This window comes from Roseibium sp. HPY-6, from assembly GCF_040530035.1.
Lineage (GTDB): Bacteria > Pseudomonadota > Alphaproteobacteria > Rhizobiales > Stappiaceae > Roseibium.
Genome location: NZ_JBEWCD010000002.1, coordinates 999282 through 1016471, shown reverse-complemented (window position 1 = coordinate 1016471; position 17190 = coordinate 999282). Strand labels below are relative to the sequence as shown.

Annotated in this window: 16 protein-coding genes; 9 read left to right on the top strand and 7 right to left on the bottom strand. The window is 57.3% G+C overall.

The genetic code is table 11. The features are described from left to right. Window positions 1-203 precede the first annotated feature (203 nt). From ABVF61_RS16085 to ABVF61_RS16050, 8 genes are all read left to right on the top strand, one after another. Entirely contained in the window at window positions 204-1598 is a 1395-nt protein-coding gene (locus tag ABVF61_RS16085; RefSeq protein ID WP_353994549.1) for an L-serine ammonia-lyase, read from the top strand. A 115-nt stretch (window positions 1599-1713) separates the two neighbouring features. Further along, the gene (gene aspT, locus ABVF61_RS16080; RefSeq protein ID WP_353994548.1) at window positions 1714-3420 is read left to right on the top strand and encodes an aspartate-alanine antiporter; all 1707 of its coding nucleotides are present in this window, start codon (window positions 1714-1716) and stop codon (window positions 3418-3420) included. 18 nt (window positions 3421-3438) lie between these two features. Then, window positions 3439-5028 carry a bifunctional aspartate transaminase/aspartate 4-decarboxylase gene (locus tag ABVF61_RS16075; RefSeq protein WP_353994547.1) on the top strand — a complete coding sequence of 530 codons (1590 nt, stop codon included), beginning with the start codon at window positions 3439-3441 and terminating at the stop codon, window positions 5026-5028. 141 nt (window positions 5029-5169) lie between these two features. Continuing rightward, window positions 5170-5574, top strand: a complete 405-nt coding sequence (locus ABVF61_RS16070) for an MAPEG family protein (protein ID WP_353994546.1) — start codon at window positions 5170-5172, stop codon at window positions 5572-5574. Window positions 5575-5767: 193 nt separating this feature from the next. Further along, the gene (locus tag ABVF61_RS16065) at window positions 5768-6751 is read left to right on the top strand and encodes an adenylate/guanylate cyclase domain-containing protein (RefSeq protein WP_353994545.1); all 984 of its coding nucleotides are present in this window, start codon (window positions 5768-5770) and stop codon (window positions 6749-6751) included. 92 nt (window positions 6752-6843) lie between these two features. Beyond that, the gene (locus ABVF61_RS16060; RefSeq protein WP_353994544.1) at window positions 6844-7482 is read left to right on the top strand and encodes a helix-turn-helix transcriptional regulator; all 639 of its coding nucleotides are present in this window, start codon (window positions 6844-6846) and stop codon (window positions 7480-7482) included. After that, window positions 7479-8693, top strand: a complete 1215-nt coding sequence (locus ABVF61_RS16055) for an aminotransferase class I/II-fold pyridoxal phosphate-dependent enzyme (protein WP_353994543.1) — start codon at window positions 7479-7481, stop codon at window positions 8691-8693. Before ABVF61_RS16060 ends, ABVF61_RS16055 begins: the two co-directional genes overlap by 4 nt. A gap of 54 nt (window positions 8694-8747) precedes the next feature. Next, window positions 8748-9335, top strand: a complete 588-nt coding sequence (locus tag ABVF61_RS16050) for a pyridoxamine 5'-phosphate oxidase family protein (RefSeq protein WP_353994542.1) — start codon at window positions 8748-8750, stop codon at window positions 9333-9335. A gap of 54 nt (window positions 9336-9389) precedes the next feature. Here the strand turns inward: ABVF61_RS16050 and ABVF61_RS16045 are convergent, their stop codons facing one another. From ABVF61_RS16045 to ABVF61_RS16035, 3 genes are all read right to left on the bottom strand, one after another. Beyond that, the gene (locus ABVF61_RS16045) at window positions 9390-10007 is read right to left on the bottom strand and encodes a GntR family transcriptional regulator (RefSeq protein ID WP_353994541.1); all 618 of its coding nucleotides are present in this window, start codon (window positions 10005-10007) and stop codon (window positions 9390-9392) included. Between the two features lie 79 nt (window positions 10008-10086). Further along, window positions 10087-11094, bottom strand: a complete 1008-nt coding sequence (locus tag ABVF61_RS16040; RefSeq protein ID WP_353994540.1) for a YncE family protein — start codon at window positions 11092-11094, stop codon at window positions 10087-10089. Between the two features lie 241 nt (window positions 11095-11335). After that, window positions 11336-11707: a VOC family protein gene (locus ABVF61_RS16035; protein ID WP_353994539.1), complete on the bottom strand. Its 372-nt coding sequence runs from the start codon at window positions 11705-11707 to the stop codon at window positions 11336-11338. 40 nt (window positions 11708-11747) lie between these two features. Here ABVF61_RS16035 and ABVF61_RS16030 point away from each other — a divergent pair, with 40 nt between their 5' ends. After that, the gene (locus tag ABVF61_RS16030; protein ID WP_353994538.1) at window positions 11748-12302 is read left to right on the top strand and encodes a transcriptional regulator; all 555 of its coding nucleotides are present in this window, start codon (window positions 11748-11750) and stop codon (window positions 12300-12302) included. A 54-nt stretch (window positions 12303-12356) separates the two neighbouring features. Here the strand turns inward: ABVF61_RS16030 and ABVF61_RS16025 are convergent, their stop codons facing one another. From ABVF61_RS16025 to ABVF61_RS16010, 4 genes are all read right to left on the bottom strand, one after another. Further along, window positions 12357-13718: an FAD-dependent oxidoreductase gene (locus ABVF61_RS16025; RefSeq protein WP_353994537.1), complete on the bottom strand. Its 1362-nt coding sequence runs from the start codon at window positions 13716-13718 to the stop codon at window positions 12357-12359. Window positions 13719-13743: 25 nt separating this feature from the next. Continuing rightward, complete coding sequence (locus ABVF61_RS16020; RefSeq protein ID WP_353994536.1) at window positions 13744-14829, bottom strand: anhydro-N-acetylmuramic acid kinase; 1086 nt, start codon at window positions 14827-14829, stop codon at window positions 13744-13746. Further along, window positions 14826-16178, bottom strand: a complete 1353-nt coding sequence (locus ABVF61_RS16015; RefSeq protein WP_353994535.1) for an aspartate aminotransferase family protein — start codon at window positions 16176-16178, stop codon at window positions 14826-14828. The genes ABVF61_RS16020 and ABVF61_RS16015 overlap by 4 nt, the downstream gene beginning before the upstream one ends. A 146-nt stretch (window positions 16179-16324) precedes the next feature. Then, complete coding sequence (locus tag ABVF61_RS16010) at window positions 16325-17116, bottom strand: class I SAM-dependent methyltransferase (RefSeq protein ID WP_353994534.1); 792 nt, start codon at window positions 17114-17116, stop codon at window positions 16325-16327. Between the last annotated feature and the right edge of the window lie 74 nt (window positions 17117-17190).

Here is a 17190-nt window from a genome sequence, read left to right as displayed (position 1 = left end):
GCTATCAAAGGCCCCTCGTTCAAACAACATAGTCTGTCTGTTCGATTTGGCACTGAAAGAAGCCTTGTGCGCAAGGTTGTCAAATCCGATGTCGCAATCAGCACAGAATTGCCCGCTTCAGCGCCGGATTGCCAAAACACTTCTGGTACCTTTTGCCTCACGGTTTTCCCGCTCAGAAACGCGGCAATTTTGGTGCAAAGTCCATGTTCATCAGCGTCTTCGACATCTTCAAGATCGGCATCGGTCCTTCGAGCTCCCACACCGTTGGTCCGATGGTGGCCGTCCACCGCTACCTTGAAAGGGTCCGTGGTCTCGCAGGCGCGCAGGCGCGCGCCGCGCGGCTTAGCGTTACCCTGCATGGCTCGCTTGCCTTTACCGGCAAGGGCCACGCGACCGACAAGGCCGTCTGCCTCGGACTTCTGGGGGCGAAACCCGACACGCTCGATCCCGACCAAATCGAACCAATGCTGGAGACATTGCAGCAGGCTCGAAAACTCTCCATTCCGGGATTGCCTGAGATCGGCTTTGATCCGGACAAGGACGTCATATTTGACTACGGCCCACCGCTTCCGCTGCATGCAAACGGGATGACATTCAATCTTCTCGACGCATCCGAAACCCTGATCGACACGTTCATTTACTTTTCGATCGGTGGAGGGTTCGTCGTCAGCGAAGACGAACTGCGAAAGACAACAAATGCACCAGCCAACGAACTGGCGGCGCAGCCTGTGCCCTTCCCGTTTTCCACCGCCCGGGAGATGCTTGAGATGGGCCGGGAAGCTGGCCTGTCAATCGCCGAGATGAAGCTGCAAAACGAGTGCTGCGACAGCGAACGCGACGATGTCGAAGCCCGCATCGATACGCTTTGGGCGGCCATGGATGCCTGCATCAACAGGGGGATCACCCAAGCCGGAATCCTTCCCGGTGGCCTGAAGGTCAAGCGCCGCGCCGCCGACATTTACCAGCAGCTTATTCGCGAAGGGCGCAGCAATCCGCCATTCGAACACAGCGTGGTCGACTGGCTCGGTGTTTATGCGATGGCCGTCAACGAGGAAAATGCTGCCGGTGGGCGTGTTGTGACCGCCCCGACGAACGGCGCTGCCGGCGTCATACCAGCCGTGACGCGGTATTATCTGGACCATTGCCCCGGAGCGGATCAGACAGGGGTTCGCGTCTTCCTCCTGACCGCCGCAGCGGTCGGTGGCATTATCAAGTCAAATGCCTCCATCTCAGGTGCCGAGGTCGGTTGCCAAGGCGAAGTCGGTTCTGCCTCGGCCATGGCTGCGGCCGGTTTGTGCGCCGCCCTTGGCGGCACCAACGAGCAGGTCGAAAATGCTGCAGAGATCGCCCTTGAGCATCACCTAGGAATGACCTGCGACCCGATCGCCGGTCTGGTGCAGGTGCCTTGCATCGAACGCAACGCACTTGGCGCAGTGAAGGCGGTCACGGCGACGTCTCTCGCTTTGCGAGGCGACGGCACTCATTTCGTGCCGCTGGATGGCTGTATCGAGACAATGCGCCAGACAGGCATGGATATGATGGAGCAATATAAGGAAACGTCCCAAGGCGGCCTGGCCGTCAACATCGTCGAATGCTAAATCATTGATAATTTTTACGATTTACTGAAATCAATTGCCGTTACGCTGAAAAGAGGTAATAGTCACCTGCGAAGCGGGCGCATCCGCTGGTTGCGCCATTCGCGGGAGGACGCGCATGGAAATTCTCAAGTGGCTGGCGACGCAGTCTTCGCTGGTGTTTCTGTTTGTCGCCGTTGCACTCGGATATTTCGCCGGAAAACTGAAAATCGGGAATTTCGTTCTCGGCGGCATCGCCGGAACTCTCATCATGGGCGTTATCCTCGGCCAGGTGGGCGTCACGATCGACAGTGCCGTGAAGGATATCTTTTTCGCACTTTTTATCTACGCGGTCGGTTATCAGGGCGGCCCTCAATTCTTCCGGGCGCTTTCGCTGAAGTCGCTCAATCAGCTGTTGTCGGCGGCCGTCATGTGCCTGCTCGGGCTGTTTACCGTCCTGGCTTTTGCCTGGGGCTTCGGTCTTGACCGGGGAACGGCTGCTGGTCTTGCCGCCGGCGGACTTACCCAGTCCGCGATCATCGGCACTGCAGGCGAGACAATTCAGAAACTGAGCATTTCGGCGGACCTGAAACAGGTCATGGAGACCAATATCGCGGTCGGATACGCGGTCTGTTACATTTTCGGGTCCATCGGGCCGATCATCATGGTCACCTGGTTTTTTCCCACCGTCATGCGCTGGGATATCCGCAAGGAGGCTCTGAAACTTGCGGAGAAAATGTCCGGTGGCGCGGCAGAATTGGAACCTGGCCAGTTCAATGCCGCCCGCCGTATCGACACGCGCTTTTTCCAGCTGAATGCAGGCAGCAACTGGTTGGGCAAATCAGCGCAGGATCTCGATAATTCCATTGATGATGCGGCGCTCGAAGCCGTCCTGCGCTCCGGCAGCGAAATTCATCTTGATGATGCGGCCTTCCAGGAGGGCGACGTGATTGCCCTCACCGGGCTTGTGTCGGCGCTCGACAGTCAGGCCGCCCAGCTTGGTGTCGAAACAGAGGCCCCGGACGGCTACAGGCTTGTCCTGGAGAACAGGCACATCGTCCTGACGAACCCGGATTATGCCGGCAACAGGCTGAAGGGCATTCACGACCACACGAAGTCGAATGCCCTGCGCGATGTGTTTGTGACGGGCGTGAACCGGATGGGACGCGAGCTGCCGCTCCTGCCCGATCTTGAGATCCACAAGGGCGACGAGCTGCAGCTGACGGGAAGCCCGAGGGATCTCAACAAGGTCCAGAAGTCGCTCGGCTATCCGATCAGTTCCGCCGCGGTGACCGACTTCATCTTCTTCGGTATGGGCATGACACTCGGTCTTCTGACCGGCCTGATCGAATTCAGGATCGGCGGCGTTCCGGTCTCCGTCGGCAGCGGTGGCGGCTGTCTGCTGTCAGGGCTCCTTTTTGGCTGGCTGCGCAGCACGCATCCGCGCTATGCGGCCCTGCCGACCGGCGCTGTCAACTTCCTGCGAGACTTCGGACTGGCCGTTTTTGTCGGTGTTGTCGGGATCAGCGCCGGACCGCAGGTGCTCAGCACCCTTCAGCAACAGGGCATGAGCATTTTCCTGTTCGGCATCGGGGTCACCCTGATACCGCAGTTCATCGGCTTCTTCTTTTCCTACTATGTGCTGCGGATCCAGAACCCGATCGAAGCGCTGGCCTGCGTTGCGGGTGGACGCAGTGCCAATCCGGCCTTCGCTGCTCTGCTTGGCAAGGCCCAGAACGCAACGCCTGTGGTCACGTTCACTGTAACCTATGCGGTTGCAAATGTTCTGCTGACCCTTTGGGGACCTCTCATTGTCGGCCTCGTTTCAACCAATCCCGCTCAATAGCGTCACGGGAGACTTCAGATGAGCAAGCAAGACTATTCCGAATTCCAGGATCTCAGCCCGTTTGAACTCAAGGACAAGCTTATCGAAATTGCATCGTCCGCCGCACAGCGCATCATGCTGAATGCCGGACGCGGCAATCCGAACTTTCTGGCGACGCATCCACGGCGCGGTTTTCTGCGGCTCGGCGATTTTTCGGTCGAAGAGGCCGAACGGTCCTATTCCTATCTCGACAGCGGCTTTGGCGGTCTTCCCGACAAGGAGGGGCTGTTGCTGCGCTTTGAGGACTTTCTTCATCGCCATGAAGACCGGGAGGGCACGACGTTTCTGCGTGCGGCCCTCTCCTTTGCCAAAGACCAGCTCGGAATTCACCGGCATGAGCTCCTTCATGAGATGGTCGAAGGGTTCCTTGGCTGCAACTACCCGGTTCCGCCGCGCATGCTGACGAATGCGGAGAAAATTGTCGGGGCCTATCTTGGCAAGGAAATGTTCGGCAACGAACCCCAGCACGGCCCCTTTTCCGTTTTCGCGACCGAAGGCGGGACGGCGGCAATGACCTATATCTTCCAGACCCTGAAGTTCAACGGACTGGTCAAGCCGGGAGACAAGGTCGCACTCGGCACACCTATCTTTTCACCCTATCTGGAGATCCCGCCCTTGCCGGAATACGACATGCCAATCGTCGATATCCGCATGGAAGAAGGGGCTGACTGGCAATTCAGCGACGCTGAGCTGGCGAAACTCGAAGATCCCGATATCAAGGTCTTCTGCATCGTCAATCCGAGCAATCCGCCATCGGTTAAACTTTCCCCAGATGACCTGGAGCGGGTCGCGGCGGTGATCAACGAAAAGCGGCCGGACCTCTTTGTCGTAACAGACGACGTCTATGGAACCTTCGCGGACGATTTCGTATCGCTGTTTGCAAAATGCCCGCGCAACACGTTGTGCGTCTACTCTTTCTCGAAATACTTCGGAGCAACAGGGTGGCGGCTTGGCGTAATCGCGCTCCATGAGGACAACGTTTTCGATGAAGCGCTCGCGGCACTTTCGGAAGACAAGAAAGCCAATCTGGACAGGCGTTATTCGTCGCTCACCACAACTCCTCGGGACATCAGGTTCATTGATCGTCTTGTTGCCGACAGCCGCGCCGTCGCGCTCAATCATACGGCCGGGGCTTCGACCCCGCAGCAGATCCAGATGATGCTGTTCGCCCTTGCCGGATTGCTGGATCGCGACGACCGCTACAAGGATGCTGCAAAGAGCCTCATTCGCAAACGCTTCAACACTCTGGAACTCAATATGGGCGTCAAGCCACATCGCGAACCGGAGGACGTCAATTACTACACCTTGATCAATCTTCAGCACCTGAGCGGACGCCTTTATGGCGATGCCTTTGCGAACTGGTTCGTCACGCAAAAGAAGGGCTACGATTTTCTGTTCCGCCTTGCGGAAGAAACAAGCGTCGTCCTGCTTCCTGGCAAAGGATTTGAAGTGGTTGATGCGTCCGCGCGTGTGTCCCTCGCCAACCTGACGGAAGCGGAATATGCGAAGATCGGCGCTTTCGCGCGCAAAGTGATATCCGAGTATCACGACGAGTACATGAAAAAGTAGAACTTTCCCGTCTTCGAAAAATTTTCGGACATTTAAACTCTATTACGCTGAACTGTGTATTACCGTTCGGCGTACTTTTCATGTGAAGACTACTTGGGTCGGCCACACCTTGAAATCGGCCCTTGAGCTTTGGAGGCACTCGTGAACATCGTCATTACGCCACTCGTTGCAAGTCTCCTGGCATTTTTGTATCTCGGCCTCAGCATGCGCGTAATTCGTGCGCGCAACACGGAGCGCATCAGCATTGGCGACAAGGGCAACGATCTGCTGCTCCGGCGCATGCGCGTGCACAGCAACTTTGCCGAATACACACCGCTCGCTCTTGTCCTTCTGCTGACGCTTGAACTTTTGGGCGGGGCGCACTGGCTGCTTTACGGCCTTGGCCTGTTTCTTGTCGTTGGACGCGCCGTGCATGCCTATGGGGTCAGCTGTGTACCCGAACCGATGAGCTTCCGGATCTCGGGCATGCTGCTCACGTTCACCGTGATCGGAGTTGCCGCTTTGGCGAACCTCGTTCTCGCCGTGAACGCGGCTTTTGTTACATAGGGGCTCGGTTCGGCGTTTTTGACTTCAATTCGTCCACACACAATTCAGGTGACCCTGGCGGACCTTCACATCCCTCTCCTTGATGAATTTCGCGCGAATATGATCTAACGGGCTCAATCGCCTTTCCTGTTATTGGCTTGCGGGCAAACGTTTGATCGGAAATACGCACTCTATCCGCCCATTTAAGGTCCTCTTGAAGATCACCCTGATTTCAGCGGGGATCGGTGCGGTTATCGGACTATTACGCGCCGACGCGAACAACTTTGCCTTTGAAGCAGTGCTCGGCGCTCTTGTCGGGACCGTCATCGGCTTTGGATGCTCGTTGAGCGAAATTCTCGTTTTTTCAAACGCGCAGCTGCGAACAGTCCGCCGACTTCCCCCGGTCAGTCTCGGAGCGCTTCGCGCCGTTGCCTTTGGCGGTGTTATCGTACTTGGTTTAAGCGTGCCGTCTTTGCTGACTGCCCAGACACTGCCGTGGCAACATCCGGACTTTACGGAGGTCTTTGCGATTTCCGCTGGTGTTGCCATCGTCATGTCCATCGGCGTCGAGATCATGCGGTTTCTTGGTGCCGAGGCAACACTGTCCCTTGTCTCCGGTCGTTACAACCGGCCTCGCCTGGAAGAACGGGTCGTGCTTTTCGCCGATCTGATCGGATCGACAGCCCTGGCGGAGCGTATCGGGGAACTCGAGTTTCATGTCTTTCTTCAAAGTGTCGCCCTTGATCTCGCCGCTCCAATTGAAGTGACGCGTGGAAACGTCCACAGGTATGTCGGCGACGCGGTAATTGTGACCTGGCCGATTGGCCGGGGGATCGAAGATGCTGCCTGTCTTGTCTGTGCCAAGGAAATGCACAAGGTCCTCAAACGGCATGCGGCAAATTACCGGGAGCGTTTCAACACAGAACCGTTGCTCAGGATCGCGTTGCATTGCGGCCCTGTTGCAGCCGGTGAAATTGGTGACTGGAAAAAGGAAATCGCCTTGCTCGGCGACACGATGAACACGGCCGCCAGACTGGAGACAGCCGCCAAGGTGCTGAGAGAAACCACAGTACTTTCAGACGTGCTCGTCAAGCGGCTGCCCGCCGGGACGTCTGACGATCTGCGGCACCTGCCGCCTTACTCGGCCCATGGCAAACGAGAAGAGCTGGTGCTGTGGGCGTTTGAAGGACAGCCTTGAAACCATCTCGAGTTATCCGCGTTTAGCACTCGCGCGGATAGGTCACGTTGATTTTTCTATACATAAAGTCTTTTCTTGGATAAAAAGTCCAAATGAAGCATTCATTCGACCTGACCTTCTATCAGCCGGTTTGCAAGGCGATCACGCTGTTGTTCCCCGACATGATCGAGGTCGTGCTGCATGACCTTAAAACGGGACGCATCGCCTGGATTGAAAACGGTTTTTCAGCACGTGCAGTGGGAGACGTTTCTCTCTTGGAAACAGAAAATTATGCATCCGAGTTAAGCACAGAAGGAACCATCGGCCCCTATCGGAAATCCAGCCTGGACGGCTCCAGTCTGAAATCCGTTTCGGCTATCATTCGCAACGATGCCGGGGACCCGATTGCCCTTATGTGCATCAATGTCAAAACTGGTGATCTGGAGTTTGCCGGAGCACTCTTGCGGAAAATGACAGACTTCGAAGCAGGGACTGAGGGGACCATTCTCAAGAATGACTGGCGCGAACTGACCAACAAGATCATTGAGGACACGCTCAAGGACCTGAACATTCCTTTCAACAAGCTTCGCAGGCCCGGCCGTGTGGAAATCATCAAGCGGCTTTTACGCGCCGACACCCTGTCCGCCAGAGGGGCCGGTGACTATGTAGCTGAGGCGCTCGGGATCTCGCGCGCAAGCTTCTATTCGCTGCTGCGAGAGGCCCGGGATCAGGAAAGGCACGGATTGCAATGAGCCAGACCCTAGCATCACCCAGGAAAATGCGGGACTTCAGTCTGGAGGTGTTTTTCTCCGAATGGGAGTTTACCGCCAAACATCATATGACGGCATCCGATCTTGAGAGCATGTCGCTCACGGAGTTGCTGGCGCTGGCGTCTGACGAGGACCGTTCCGCCTTCGAAGAGCTTTGGCTGGGCTATACCGAAACCTGGGGGGCACCGGCGCTGCGCGACGAAATCTCGTCGACCTTTGAGCTTATGCAAAGAGACAACATTCTTTGCCTTGCAGGCGCAGGCGAAGGTCTCTTCGCGGTTCCGAATGTCCTTCTTACAAAGGACGATCACGCCGTCGTCCCTACCCCCAACTACCAGGGCGCTGAAACAATCCCGCTTTCGATCTGCGAGGTGACGGGTGTTCCGATGAACTATTCATCGCCGGATGGGCCCGGTTCAAACTCAGGCAAAGGCGGGTGGCAGATCAATCTGGATCGGCTGCGGGACGCAATCAGACCGAACACTAAACTGATTTCCCTCAATTTCCCGCATAATCCGACGGGTTGTCTCATGCCGGGCGAAGACTTGACCGAACTCGTCGCCGTCGCAAGGAAACAGGGAATTTACATATTGAGCGACGAAGTCTATCGCGGCGTCGAACTTGACCCGAATGACCGGATGCCTCAAATCGCCGATGTTTATGAGCGCGGTATTTCCCTTAACGTGATGTCGAAAGCCTATGGCTTGCCGGGTCTTCGCATCGGGTGGATTGCGTCTCAGGACCGTGCCCTTCTTCAGAAAGTGGAGCGATTCAAGCATTACCTTTCCATCTGCAATTCAGGGCCTTCGGAAGTTCTGGCACTTATTGCGCTCAAGGCGCGTCATAAAATCCTGTCGCGCAATCACGCCATCATGCTCAAAAACGCAGAAGCGTTGGAACAAGTGTTCGACGACTTCCCGGCGCTTTTCGAATGGCAAAGGCCAATGGGCGGCTGTGTGGCGTTTCCCAGATACCTCGGCCCCGACGGGGTCGAACAGTTTTCGCGGAAGCTTCTGGAGGAAAGCGGCGTCATGATCCTGCCGTCTTCGATCTATGCCAGTGAACTCGGCTCAATTCCCCAAGATCACTTCCGGATCGGGTTCGGAAGAGATCAGGTCTTCAAGGATGGTCTGGAGGCGATGCGGCGCCATCTGGAAAAGCACTATGCCGACTTCATCGTGGAACGTGCCTGAAACCTGCGCATGCCCAGTAATGCAGACACCCTAATTTGTCGCAAAGGACCTCGTGTGCCGGAGAGCCTCACAACAATCGAAGAAGACGCCTGGAGCGTTCTTCAGGACGCAACAACGGGCCGCGACAGGCCTTACCGGTATCTGACGCTGGCTTCAGTTGCCCGGTGCGCCTTTCCCGAGGCACGCACAATCGTTTTGCGGTCCGTTGATCGCACGACCCGCACACTTGAGTTTCATACCGACACGCGCAGTCCCAAATGGCTGGAACTGAAGCAAAACGGCAATGCGACCGTTCTGGGATATTCCGATCAGACCCGTGTGCAATTGCGTCTGCGAGGCAGTGTACAGCTTGCGTTCCCGGGATCTGAGCAGACCGAACGCGCTTGGAACGCGCTGCAACCCCATACGCGCGCGACCTATGCCGGCGGACCACCCGGGGATGCTTTGCCTGATGAAACTGCTGAGCCTGCTGTCGAAGCCCAGCATCCGGAAAATGCGAGCGGGAAAGCGGCTTTCGGCGTACTCTTTTTCAAGGCCCTCTCGCTCGACTGGTGCCGTCTGGAGCGGCAAAACAACCTGCGTGCAAAATTCAGCTACGACGATGAAGGCAGGCTGGAAGCACTTGCCTGGATCGCACCTTAAGAAACCAAATTTTCAGCTCATGCGCCTCGCCGCTCGAGGCACGTTGCAAAAGCATCAGATTTGCTGAAGGCGCGTCTTGTGGGCATGTGCGATATGCTGCCGGGCTGCGGCCTCGGCTGCGTCGCTGTCGCCCCGGGCAATCGCTTCCACCACGGCAGCATGCTCCTCCACTGCCGTTTCCCGGCGCTCGGGCGTATCCAGCGTGGTGCCTGCCATGAGGATCAGCGACAGGCGCAAGTGCTCGATGAGATCAACGAGATAACGGTTGTGGGAGGCCAGACACAGCCGCCGATGAAACTCCCTGTTCGAGCGGACGAGGCTGTCCTTGTCGGCAATGCGCTGTCTGTCTGATTTGACCAGATCCTGAAGGATCTCGATTTCGGGCTGCGAGGCATGTTTTGCGGCAAGCCCGGCCGCCGTTCCTTCCAGGACCTCGCGCATGAAATAAACTTCGTTGATCTGACCGTGGTCCAGGGTCGGCACGACCATACCGCGGTTGGGCTCATGGACGGCAAGGCCCTGGGCCTCGAGCCGCTTGAGCCCTTCGCGTATCGGGGTTCTGGAAACACCAAACTCTTCGGCAAGATCGGCTTCACGCAGCCTGTCTCCGGGCTTCAGCACCCGTTCCTCGATAAGCCCAATCAGGCGCTTGTAAATTTCAGATCCGTTCATGCTCTCTGGTTAGCCGCAAGACACAGTGTAAGCAAGTAAGGCGTGGGGAAGGAGGTTCAAAACCTCCTTCCCCAAAACGTCAGACACCTGCTTTCAGATCACTGAATGCAAGACCGTCTGCGCCCTCGTCCGTTTCGAAAACGCGCGTTACGGACCAGCTGGATGTGTCGATTTCAGCGACCCTTGCACCATCCTGTGCCCCAGTGAACAGCGACTTGCCATCCGGCGAGAACAACAAGGATGCGGGCCCGTGTGCGCCGTGCGGTGCAAGATCTACTGTCGCCGCAATCTCAAAGGAAGACGGGTCATAAACGACAATCCGGTCTCCGTTCAGATCGGCTGCGGCTACCGTCGTTCCGGCTGGATCGAACCGCACACGGATCGGAAGGTACCCTGCTTCGATCGCATGCTGACGCTCCATTGTCGCAGTATCGAATACAATGATGGTTTCGGACTGGTTGTTGCCAACCCAAAGCGTTTTTCCGTCAGGGCTGACATCAACGGCCTCCGGACCAGTATCCGCGTTCACCGTGTGAAGAATGTCCATCGTTTCCACGTCGATCACCGAGACCTTGTCCGATCCGCGGCTGGTGACGTAGGCCGTTGAATCATCAGGCGACATTGCGAGCAGATGCGTTCCAATCAAGCCAGGCACAGCATGGCCGGTGACCTCTCCCGTGACGACATCGACCTTGATCACGTCACGCGTTTCCTCGGTTGTCACGATCACGCTGTCCGTGTCGCCGAGCCAGGCAATTCCGTGCGGCGCCATGTGAGGCGAAATGTCGATTGTCTTCAGGTACTCGGCTGTTGCGACATCGAACACGTTGAGTTCGCGGCCGATGTAACCGTCTTCCAGATAGGACACGACAACCACCTTGTCTCCGTCCGGCGAAACGGCCAGCTCGTGCGGTGACCCACCCGTGATCGGCCGTTGCACCTCCTGGCCTGTTTCCAGATCCACAAAGCTGACGGTGCCGGCATATTTGTTGCCGACCATCAGCGTAGCCGCACTTGCAGAGAGCGCGGTGCCTGCGAGAAGGCACGTTGCCATGGACGTACGGGACAAAAATTTCGAAAATGACATTTATAACCTCCGGTCTGTTTCAGTTTATCGACAGACACCCTTCGTCTTCTCAAAGCAAAGAAACGTCTTGGAGATTATTTGATTTCGATTTCAGTACTTTCAAATTAAGATTCAGTAATAAGCATATTCTCACTCATATCGAATAATTTTAACAAAAACAATTAAAGTATTATACTAACCTATTTTCAACCTTTTCATGATTTATACCTGCTGCAAAAACAGTTTTCATTTGAAGTTTGTCTTATTTTGACAAATCCTGCGCCAGCATGAGGGCATTGCCGTCCGGGTCGTAAAAGGTTGCCGTGCTGACCATGCCTTCGACGGTTTCGGTTTCGCCATCAAACTTCACGCCCTCACCTTCGAGCGCCGTGCGCGCGACCGCAATATCTGCCACCCCGAATACGGGAACGGTGTTTCCAGGTGAAGGCTCTGCCTGTTCGCCCAGCCCCAGCGTGACACCTTCCGTTTTGGTCTGCAGTTCGCTCCAGCCGGCCTCGTCCGCATGATAAAGAACTTCAAATCCAAGGTTCTTCTCGTACCACGCGGCACTGGCATGCCTGTCACGCACCGACAGGGCCAAAGTGATTGTGTTTTCCAACGAAACGACCGGCATGATGCTTTCCTTTGTATCAAAAATATATTAAATATACTTTATGGAATTAGACCTGCTTGTCAAGCTCACATCCAAAGCCTGGTCGCTGAAGATCCTTGCGCTTCTGAATGATGGCGTTCCCGGACGACAGGCGCCACTGATCGCGGCAACAGGGGCCAGCCGGACATCGTTCGCAAACAGCCTGGAGCATTTGATCCGGCTTGGAATGATCGAGAAGAACCCTGGACACGGACACCCTTTACGGCCGGAATTCCGATTGACGCCACAAGGTGCCGTCGTCGCGGCGATGGCGGGAAGGATCTTGCGCAGCGTGCCGGGTGACGACGCTTTTTCTGTTCTAAAAAGGAGTTGGGCGGTCCCTATCCTGGCCGTCACGCAGAGACCGACGCGCTACTCGGTCATCAAATCGGAACTCGGCAGGATAACGGACCGTGCATTGTCCCAATCCCTAGGCGTTCTGGAGGACCGGGACTGGCTTAAGCGCGACTTCGACCTCTCCCAACGCTCTCCGTTTCCGACCTATCACGCCGTCAACGAAGGCCTGAAAGTCAATCAGGCCGTCAGTCTGCATGATCTGCCCGGCGTTAACCTTTAGGCTGTATGTGGCCTACGAAAGGCCTGCGTTTCAATGATCAGTATCGTGCAAAAATCAGTGAAGGCGGACGCCCTGGCGCTTCAACTCCTGCTGCAGGCGTTGAACATCCATCTGCTCAAGCTCCAGGCCGTGCTTGACTGCGAGTGCGGCTGCGACGCCCGCCCCCTGTCCCGTGACCGTGCAGCACATCATGTTGCGCGTGGCCGCGTGGCTGACTTTGTCCCCGCCCGTTGCCCGGCCCGCAACGAGCAGGTTCCGGACACCCTTTGGCAGCATCGTCCGGTAAGGCAGCTGGAAATAGCGGCCCGTCGTCGGCAGGATCAAAATGCCGTATCCGTCGATGAATTCCGGGAAGATACCGACACTGTCCTCGAACCGGCCTTGTTCGCGAACATCCAATCCGGTCATGTCATAGGCCGCCAGGATCTTGCGCGTGTCGCGGATGCCGATGGTCATGCCGAAATTTCTGAGCTTGGCACCACCACAGCCAGGGTGGAAGCGCTTCAAGGCTTCAACCGCCATCATTGCCTGACGCCGGCCCTCGATCTCATTCTTCGTCATTGAGGCCGGGTCCGTGCCGTCGCATTCAGGTAAATGCACCAGGTTCAGATAGGTGAGATCGCCACTGTCATAGACAGCACCCCAGGTTCCGGAGATGGTCGACAGCGCGCGCGGGATAATGCCCGCCTCCATCGCCTTTTCAAAGGGCTTGCGCAGGAAGGGCGAGAACATCTGATCTTCCTTGCCTGTGGTCTCCACCGACCACTCGCCGCTTTCCCAATCCTTGTAGGTCTGCGGATCGGCCTTGACCGCCTCGATGAATTTCGACTTGTCGACGCCGTTCATGGAAAACATGACGGATGCCGCCTGCATTTCCTCAACCGGCGTCTTTTTGGTGGCCGCGCCTGCGCGGTGCGCAACATCCGCGTCGCCTGTCGCGTCGATCACCTTCTTGGCCAGGATCGCCTCACGACCTGCCTTGCTCTCGGTAATTATGCCGCGAATTTCGTCCCCCTCCATGATGGGGGCAGCGAAGGCCCGGTGCAGCATCGGATGAATGCCGGCTTCTTCGATCAGCGTGTCGGCAACCAGCTTGAAACCTTCGGCATCGATCGCATCGCTGTCGGATTGCGGTTCAGGCGTCGTCGCCCCGGCATCGCGGGCGCGCGCTTCAAACTCGCGGCCAACGCCTTCCGTGTCGATGGTCTTTTCGTGCCGGTACCAGGCGAACCCTTCGACGCCAACCGCGGTGATGTTGCCGCCAAAACAGCCGAATCGTTCGACGAGCGTGACGTCGACACCTGCGCGGGCTGCGCCGAGTGCGGCGGACAGACCGCCTGGTCCGGATCCCACCACAAGCACATCGGTCTCGTGGATGACGTCAATTTCGCGCGCGGGCTCTAGGATTTTTTTCACGCTCACTCACATGGATCTCGGCCGCTCACTGAGCAGGCAAATAGACTTTCCCACCCGTCACTGGACGGGCAGCACCGGTTGTTTCGGGAAACGTTGTCGGCAATCCGGCCTTGAGCCGAGCGCCTAAAAACGCCATCGCCTGTGCTTCAAGCGCATCGCCGTCGATTTTGTAGTCGTCTGCCGAAACAACCTCGCCGGAAAGCCTGTCCGCCAGCACCTTCATCAGAACCGGATTACGGCGCCCTCCTCCGCAGACAAGCCAGACGCGGGGCACGGCGGGCAAAAGCGCCTCTGCTTTCGCAATTGCTTCCGCCGTGAAGTTCAACAGCGTTGCTGCGCCGTCCTCAAGGCTCATTCCCCTTACGAATTCGCCGGAGAAGCTATAGCGGTCGAGCGACTTCGGCCCTGGCTCTGACAAGAAAGGATGCGTTAGCGCTTCGGCCAGCTTTGCCTCGTCAACCCGCCCCCTTGCCGAAATTTCACCGCCTGCGTCATAGTCTCCCGCACCGTGCGAGCGGACCCAGTCATCCAGCAGCGCATTGCCAGGACCGATGTCGAAGGCCAGCAGATGATCGGCGTCGACAAAAGTCAGGTTGGAGACACCGCCGATATTCAAAAAACAAAGCGGCTCCCTGTCGGCACCAACCAGCGTCTTTGCGAGCGCCTGGTGGTAGACCGGCACAAGCGGTGCCCCCTCGCCCCCCGTTTCCATATCCGCGAGGCGGACATCGCCAATAACGGGAAGGGACAGCTCATCCGCCAGTGCCTGCGGGTTCCCGAGTTGCACGGTTTCACCGGCTTTCGGATCGTGCCATACGGTCTGGCCATGAAAGACGACGGCGTCCGGCGTCACGTTGTGCTCTCGCAAAAAAGCATGGATCGCGGCTACATGATCGGACGTGACAAGCCGCGCAATCTCCGGCCAGCTTTCCCGGTTTTCGCCCTTCTTACCCGCAGCTTCCAGCACCTTCGCTCGTGTGTCCACCCAGTAGTCAATCGTTTTGCTCGGCCCGAAGCTGCTGACCGTCATACCGTCCGTCTTGATCTCGGCAATATCGATCCCGTCGGCGGAGGTACCGCTGATGGTGCCGACAATCGACCAGGCGGTCATAGGGTGTCGGCCACTTTCTTCAGGCTGTCCTGCGCGATATCGAACACCTCGTTGACCTGCCTTTCGCTGATGATCAGCGGTGGGCAGAAGGCCATGGCGTCCAGCATGGCGCGGGAGATCAGGCCGTTTTCGTGGAAAATCACATTCGCGGCCGCACCGAGAGAGCCGGGCGTATCGGAATGCGCCGGATGGTGCAATTCCGCCGCGCCGATCAGACCGATACCGCGGGTTTCAACAACAAGCGGGTTTTCGGCAAGACCCGCCAAGCGGGACTGGAATGTGGGCGCGATGTCGCGCACATGTTCAACCAGTTGCCGTTCTTCGATGATCTTCAGGTTTTCCAGGGCCACAGCAGCGGCAACCGGATGTCCACTGCCCGTATAGCCGTGCCCGAGTACCCCGATCCGATGAGACTCGTCCGCGATCGGTTCATAGACGGTATCGTTGATCAAAAGCGCTGAAATCGGCTGATAGGAAGACGACAGGGCTTTCGACAGGGTCATCATGTCCGGCTGCAGATTGTAGGTCTGCGTCCCGAACATGTTGCCGGTCCGGCCAAACCCGCAAATCACCTCGTCGGCCACGAACAGGATGCCATATTTCTTGAGGATCGGCTGAACGGCCTCCCAGTATCCCTCAGGTGGCACCACGACACCTCCGGCCCCCATGACGGGTTCGGCGAAAAAGGCAGCAATCGTCTCCGGACCTTCGGCCAGGATCAGATCTTCCAGATCCTGTGCGCACCGCTTTGCAAAGTCCGCTTCGCTCTCGCCGTCCTTCTTCATGGTGCGGTAATGCGGGCTTGTCGTGTGCAGGATCTGCGGCAGGGGCAGATCGAAGGATTTGTGATTGTTGGGCAGGCCGGTCAGGCTTGCCGAGGCGACCGTGACGCCATGATAACCGCGCATGCGGGAAATGATTTTCTTGCGCTCCGGCTGGCCCAGCGCGTTGGAGCGGTACCAGATCAGTTTGATCGCCGTGTCGTTAGCTTCCGAACCGGAGTTGGTGAAATACACTTTCGACATCGGCACGGGCGCCATCTCGATCAGCTTTTCGGCCAGTTCGATCGATGGTCCGTGGGTTTTGTACGTGAAGGTGTGATAGTAGGGCAGCTTCTCCATCTGGCGCGCCGCCGCGTCCACCAGCCGTTTTTCACCAAAACCGACGGCCACACTCCAAAGGCCCGCCATACCTTCGATATAGCGCTTGCCGTTGATGTCCTCGACATAGATCCCGTCCCCCTTCTCAATGACGAGAGACCCGGTGTCCTCCTGGCGGCGGGCATCCGCATAGGAGTGAAGTTGAACAGCGATATCGCGGGCTTCGAGTGAATTCGGCAACTGCGCCATGAAACGCCTCTTTTAAAGTGAAGAGAATAGGCAAGCCAGCCTGGCGTCTTAGTCGCAAGGCGGCATTCAGATGCAAGCTAACCATTTCAACCGGCGTATACAATGGCGTTTGACAAGACGTGGAACGCTCAGATGCCGCGATCCGTTTAACGGTGGCCGGGCCGCCGAGCAATGAGGGCGACGTGATCGTTCAGCGTCTCGAAAGGTCCTTTCCCGAAAGGCGACAAGGCGTCTTTCAAGGCGGCCTCAAACGCGGCCAGACCCTTTGAGCCCAACACTTCGGGCGTGCAAGCGGAGCGCGACAGAAAGTGACCCAGCAGACTGTCATAGGTCCAGCTGTGCCTGGCCAAGACAGATATTCGCCGCAAGTCGCTGAAAGGTGATGCGAGCAACACCGTTTCATGCGGTTCCCAGGCATCGGTCATCCGATGGAGGCTGGTCGGATCCGGCCTGGCATGCGCCTTTCCAACCTCCTGAATCGCCCACCACCAGCGATTTTTCGGCGCTTTTATCGGTTTGTCGTCCAGAAAGGCTAGTGCCCCGTTTTGCGCAACCAGCGTATCCAGATCTCTCAGTGTTGCAGGGCGGTCCATCCAGTGAAAGGACCGGCCCATCGTCACCAGATCAATTGGTCCTTCCACAATAGAGAGATCCTCGGAAGATCCCTCGACATAGGTCACGTTGTCCGGCGCTTCCGCCTCTGCCGCTGCAAGCATCGACGCACTTGGATCGACACCGGTGACGCGAGCGACCCTTGACCCGAGCGCGTTGGCGATAAAGCCCGGCCCACAGCCCAGGTCCAGAACGTGCGCCACCTTGCCTGTCTGCGTTTCGGCCAACAGCCAGTCGATCAGGTCCGGAGCGTAGCGCGTTCGAAAAGCGGAATACATCTCAACCACGTTGTCAAAGCGGTCGGGTATTGAGAGATCACAGGACATGCTCGAGGTCGTATCAGTCAACTGCGAACCAGGTATGACACGCGGCAAGAAACGCAACCACTTGGTCAGACACC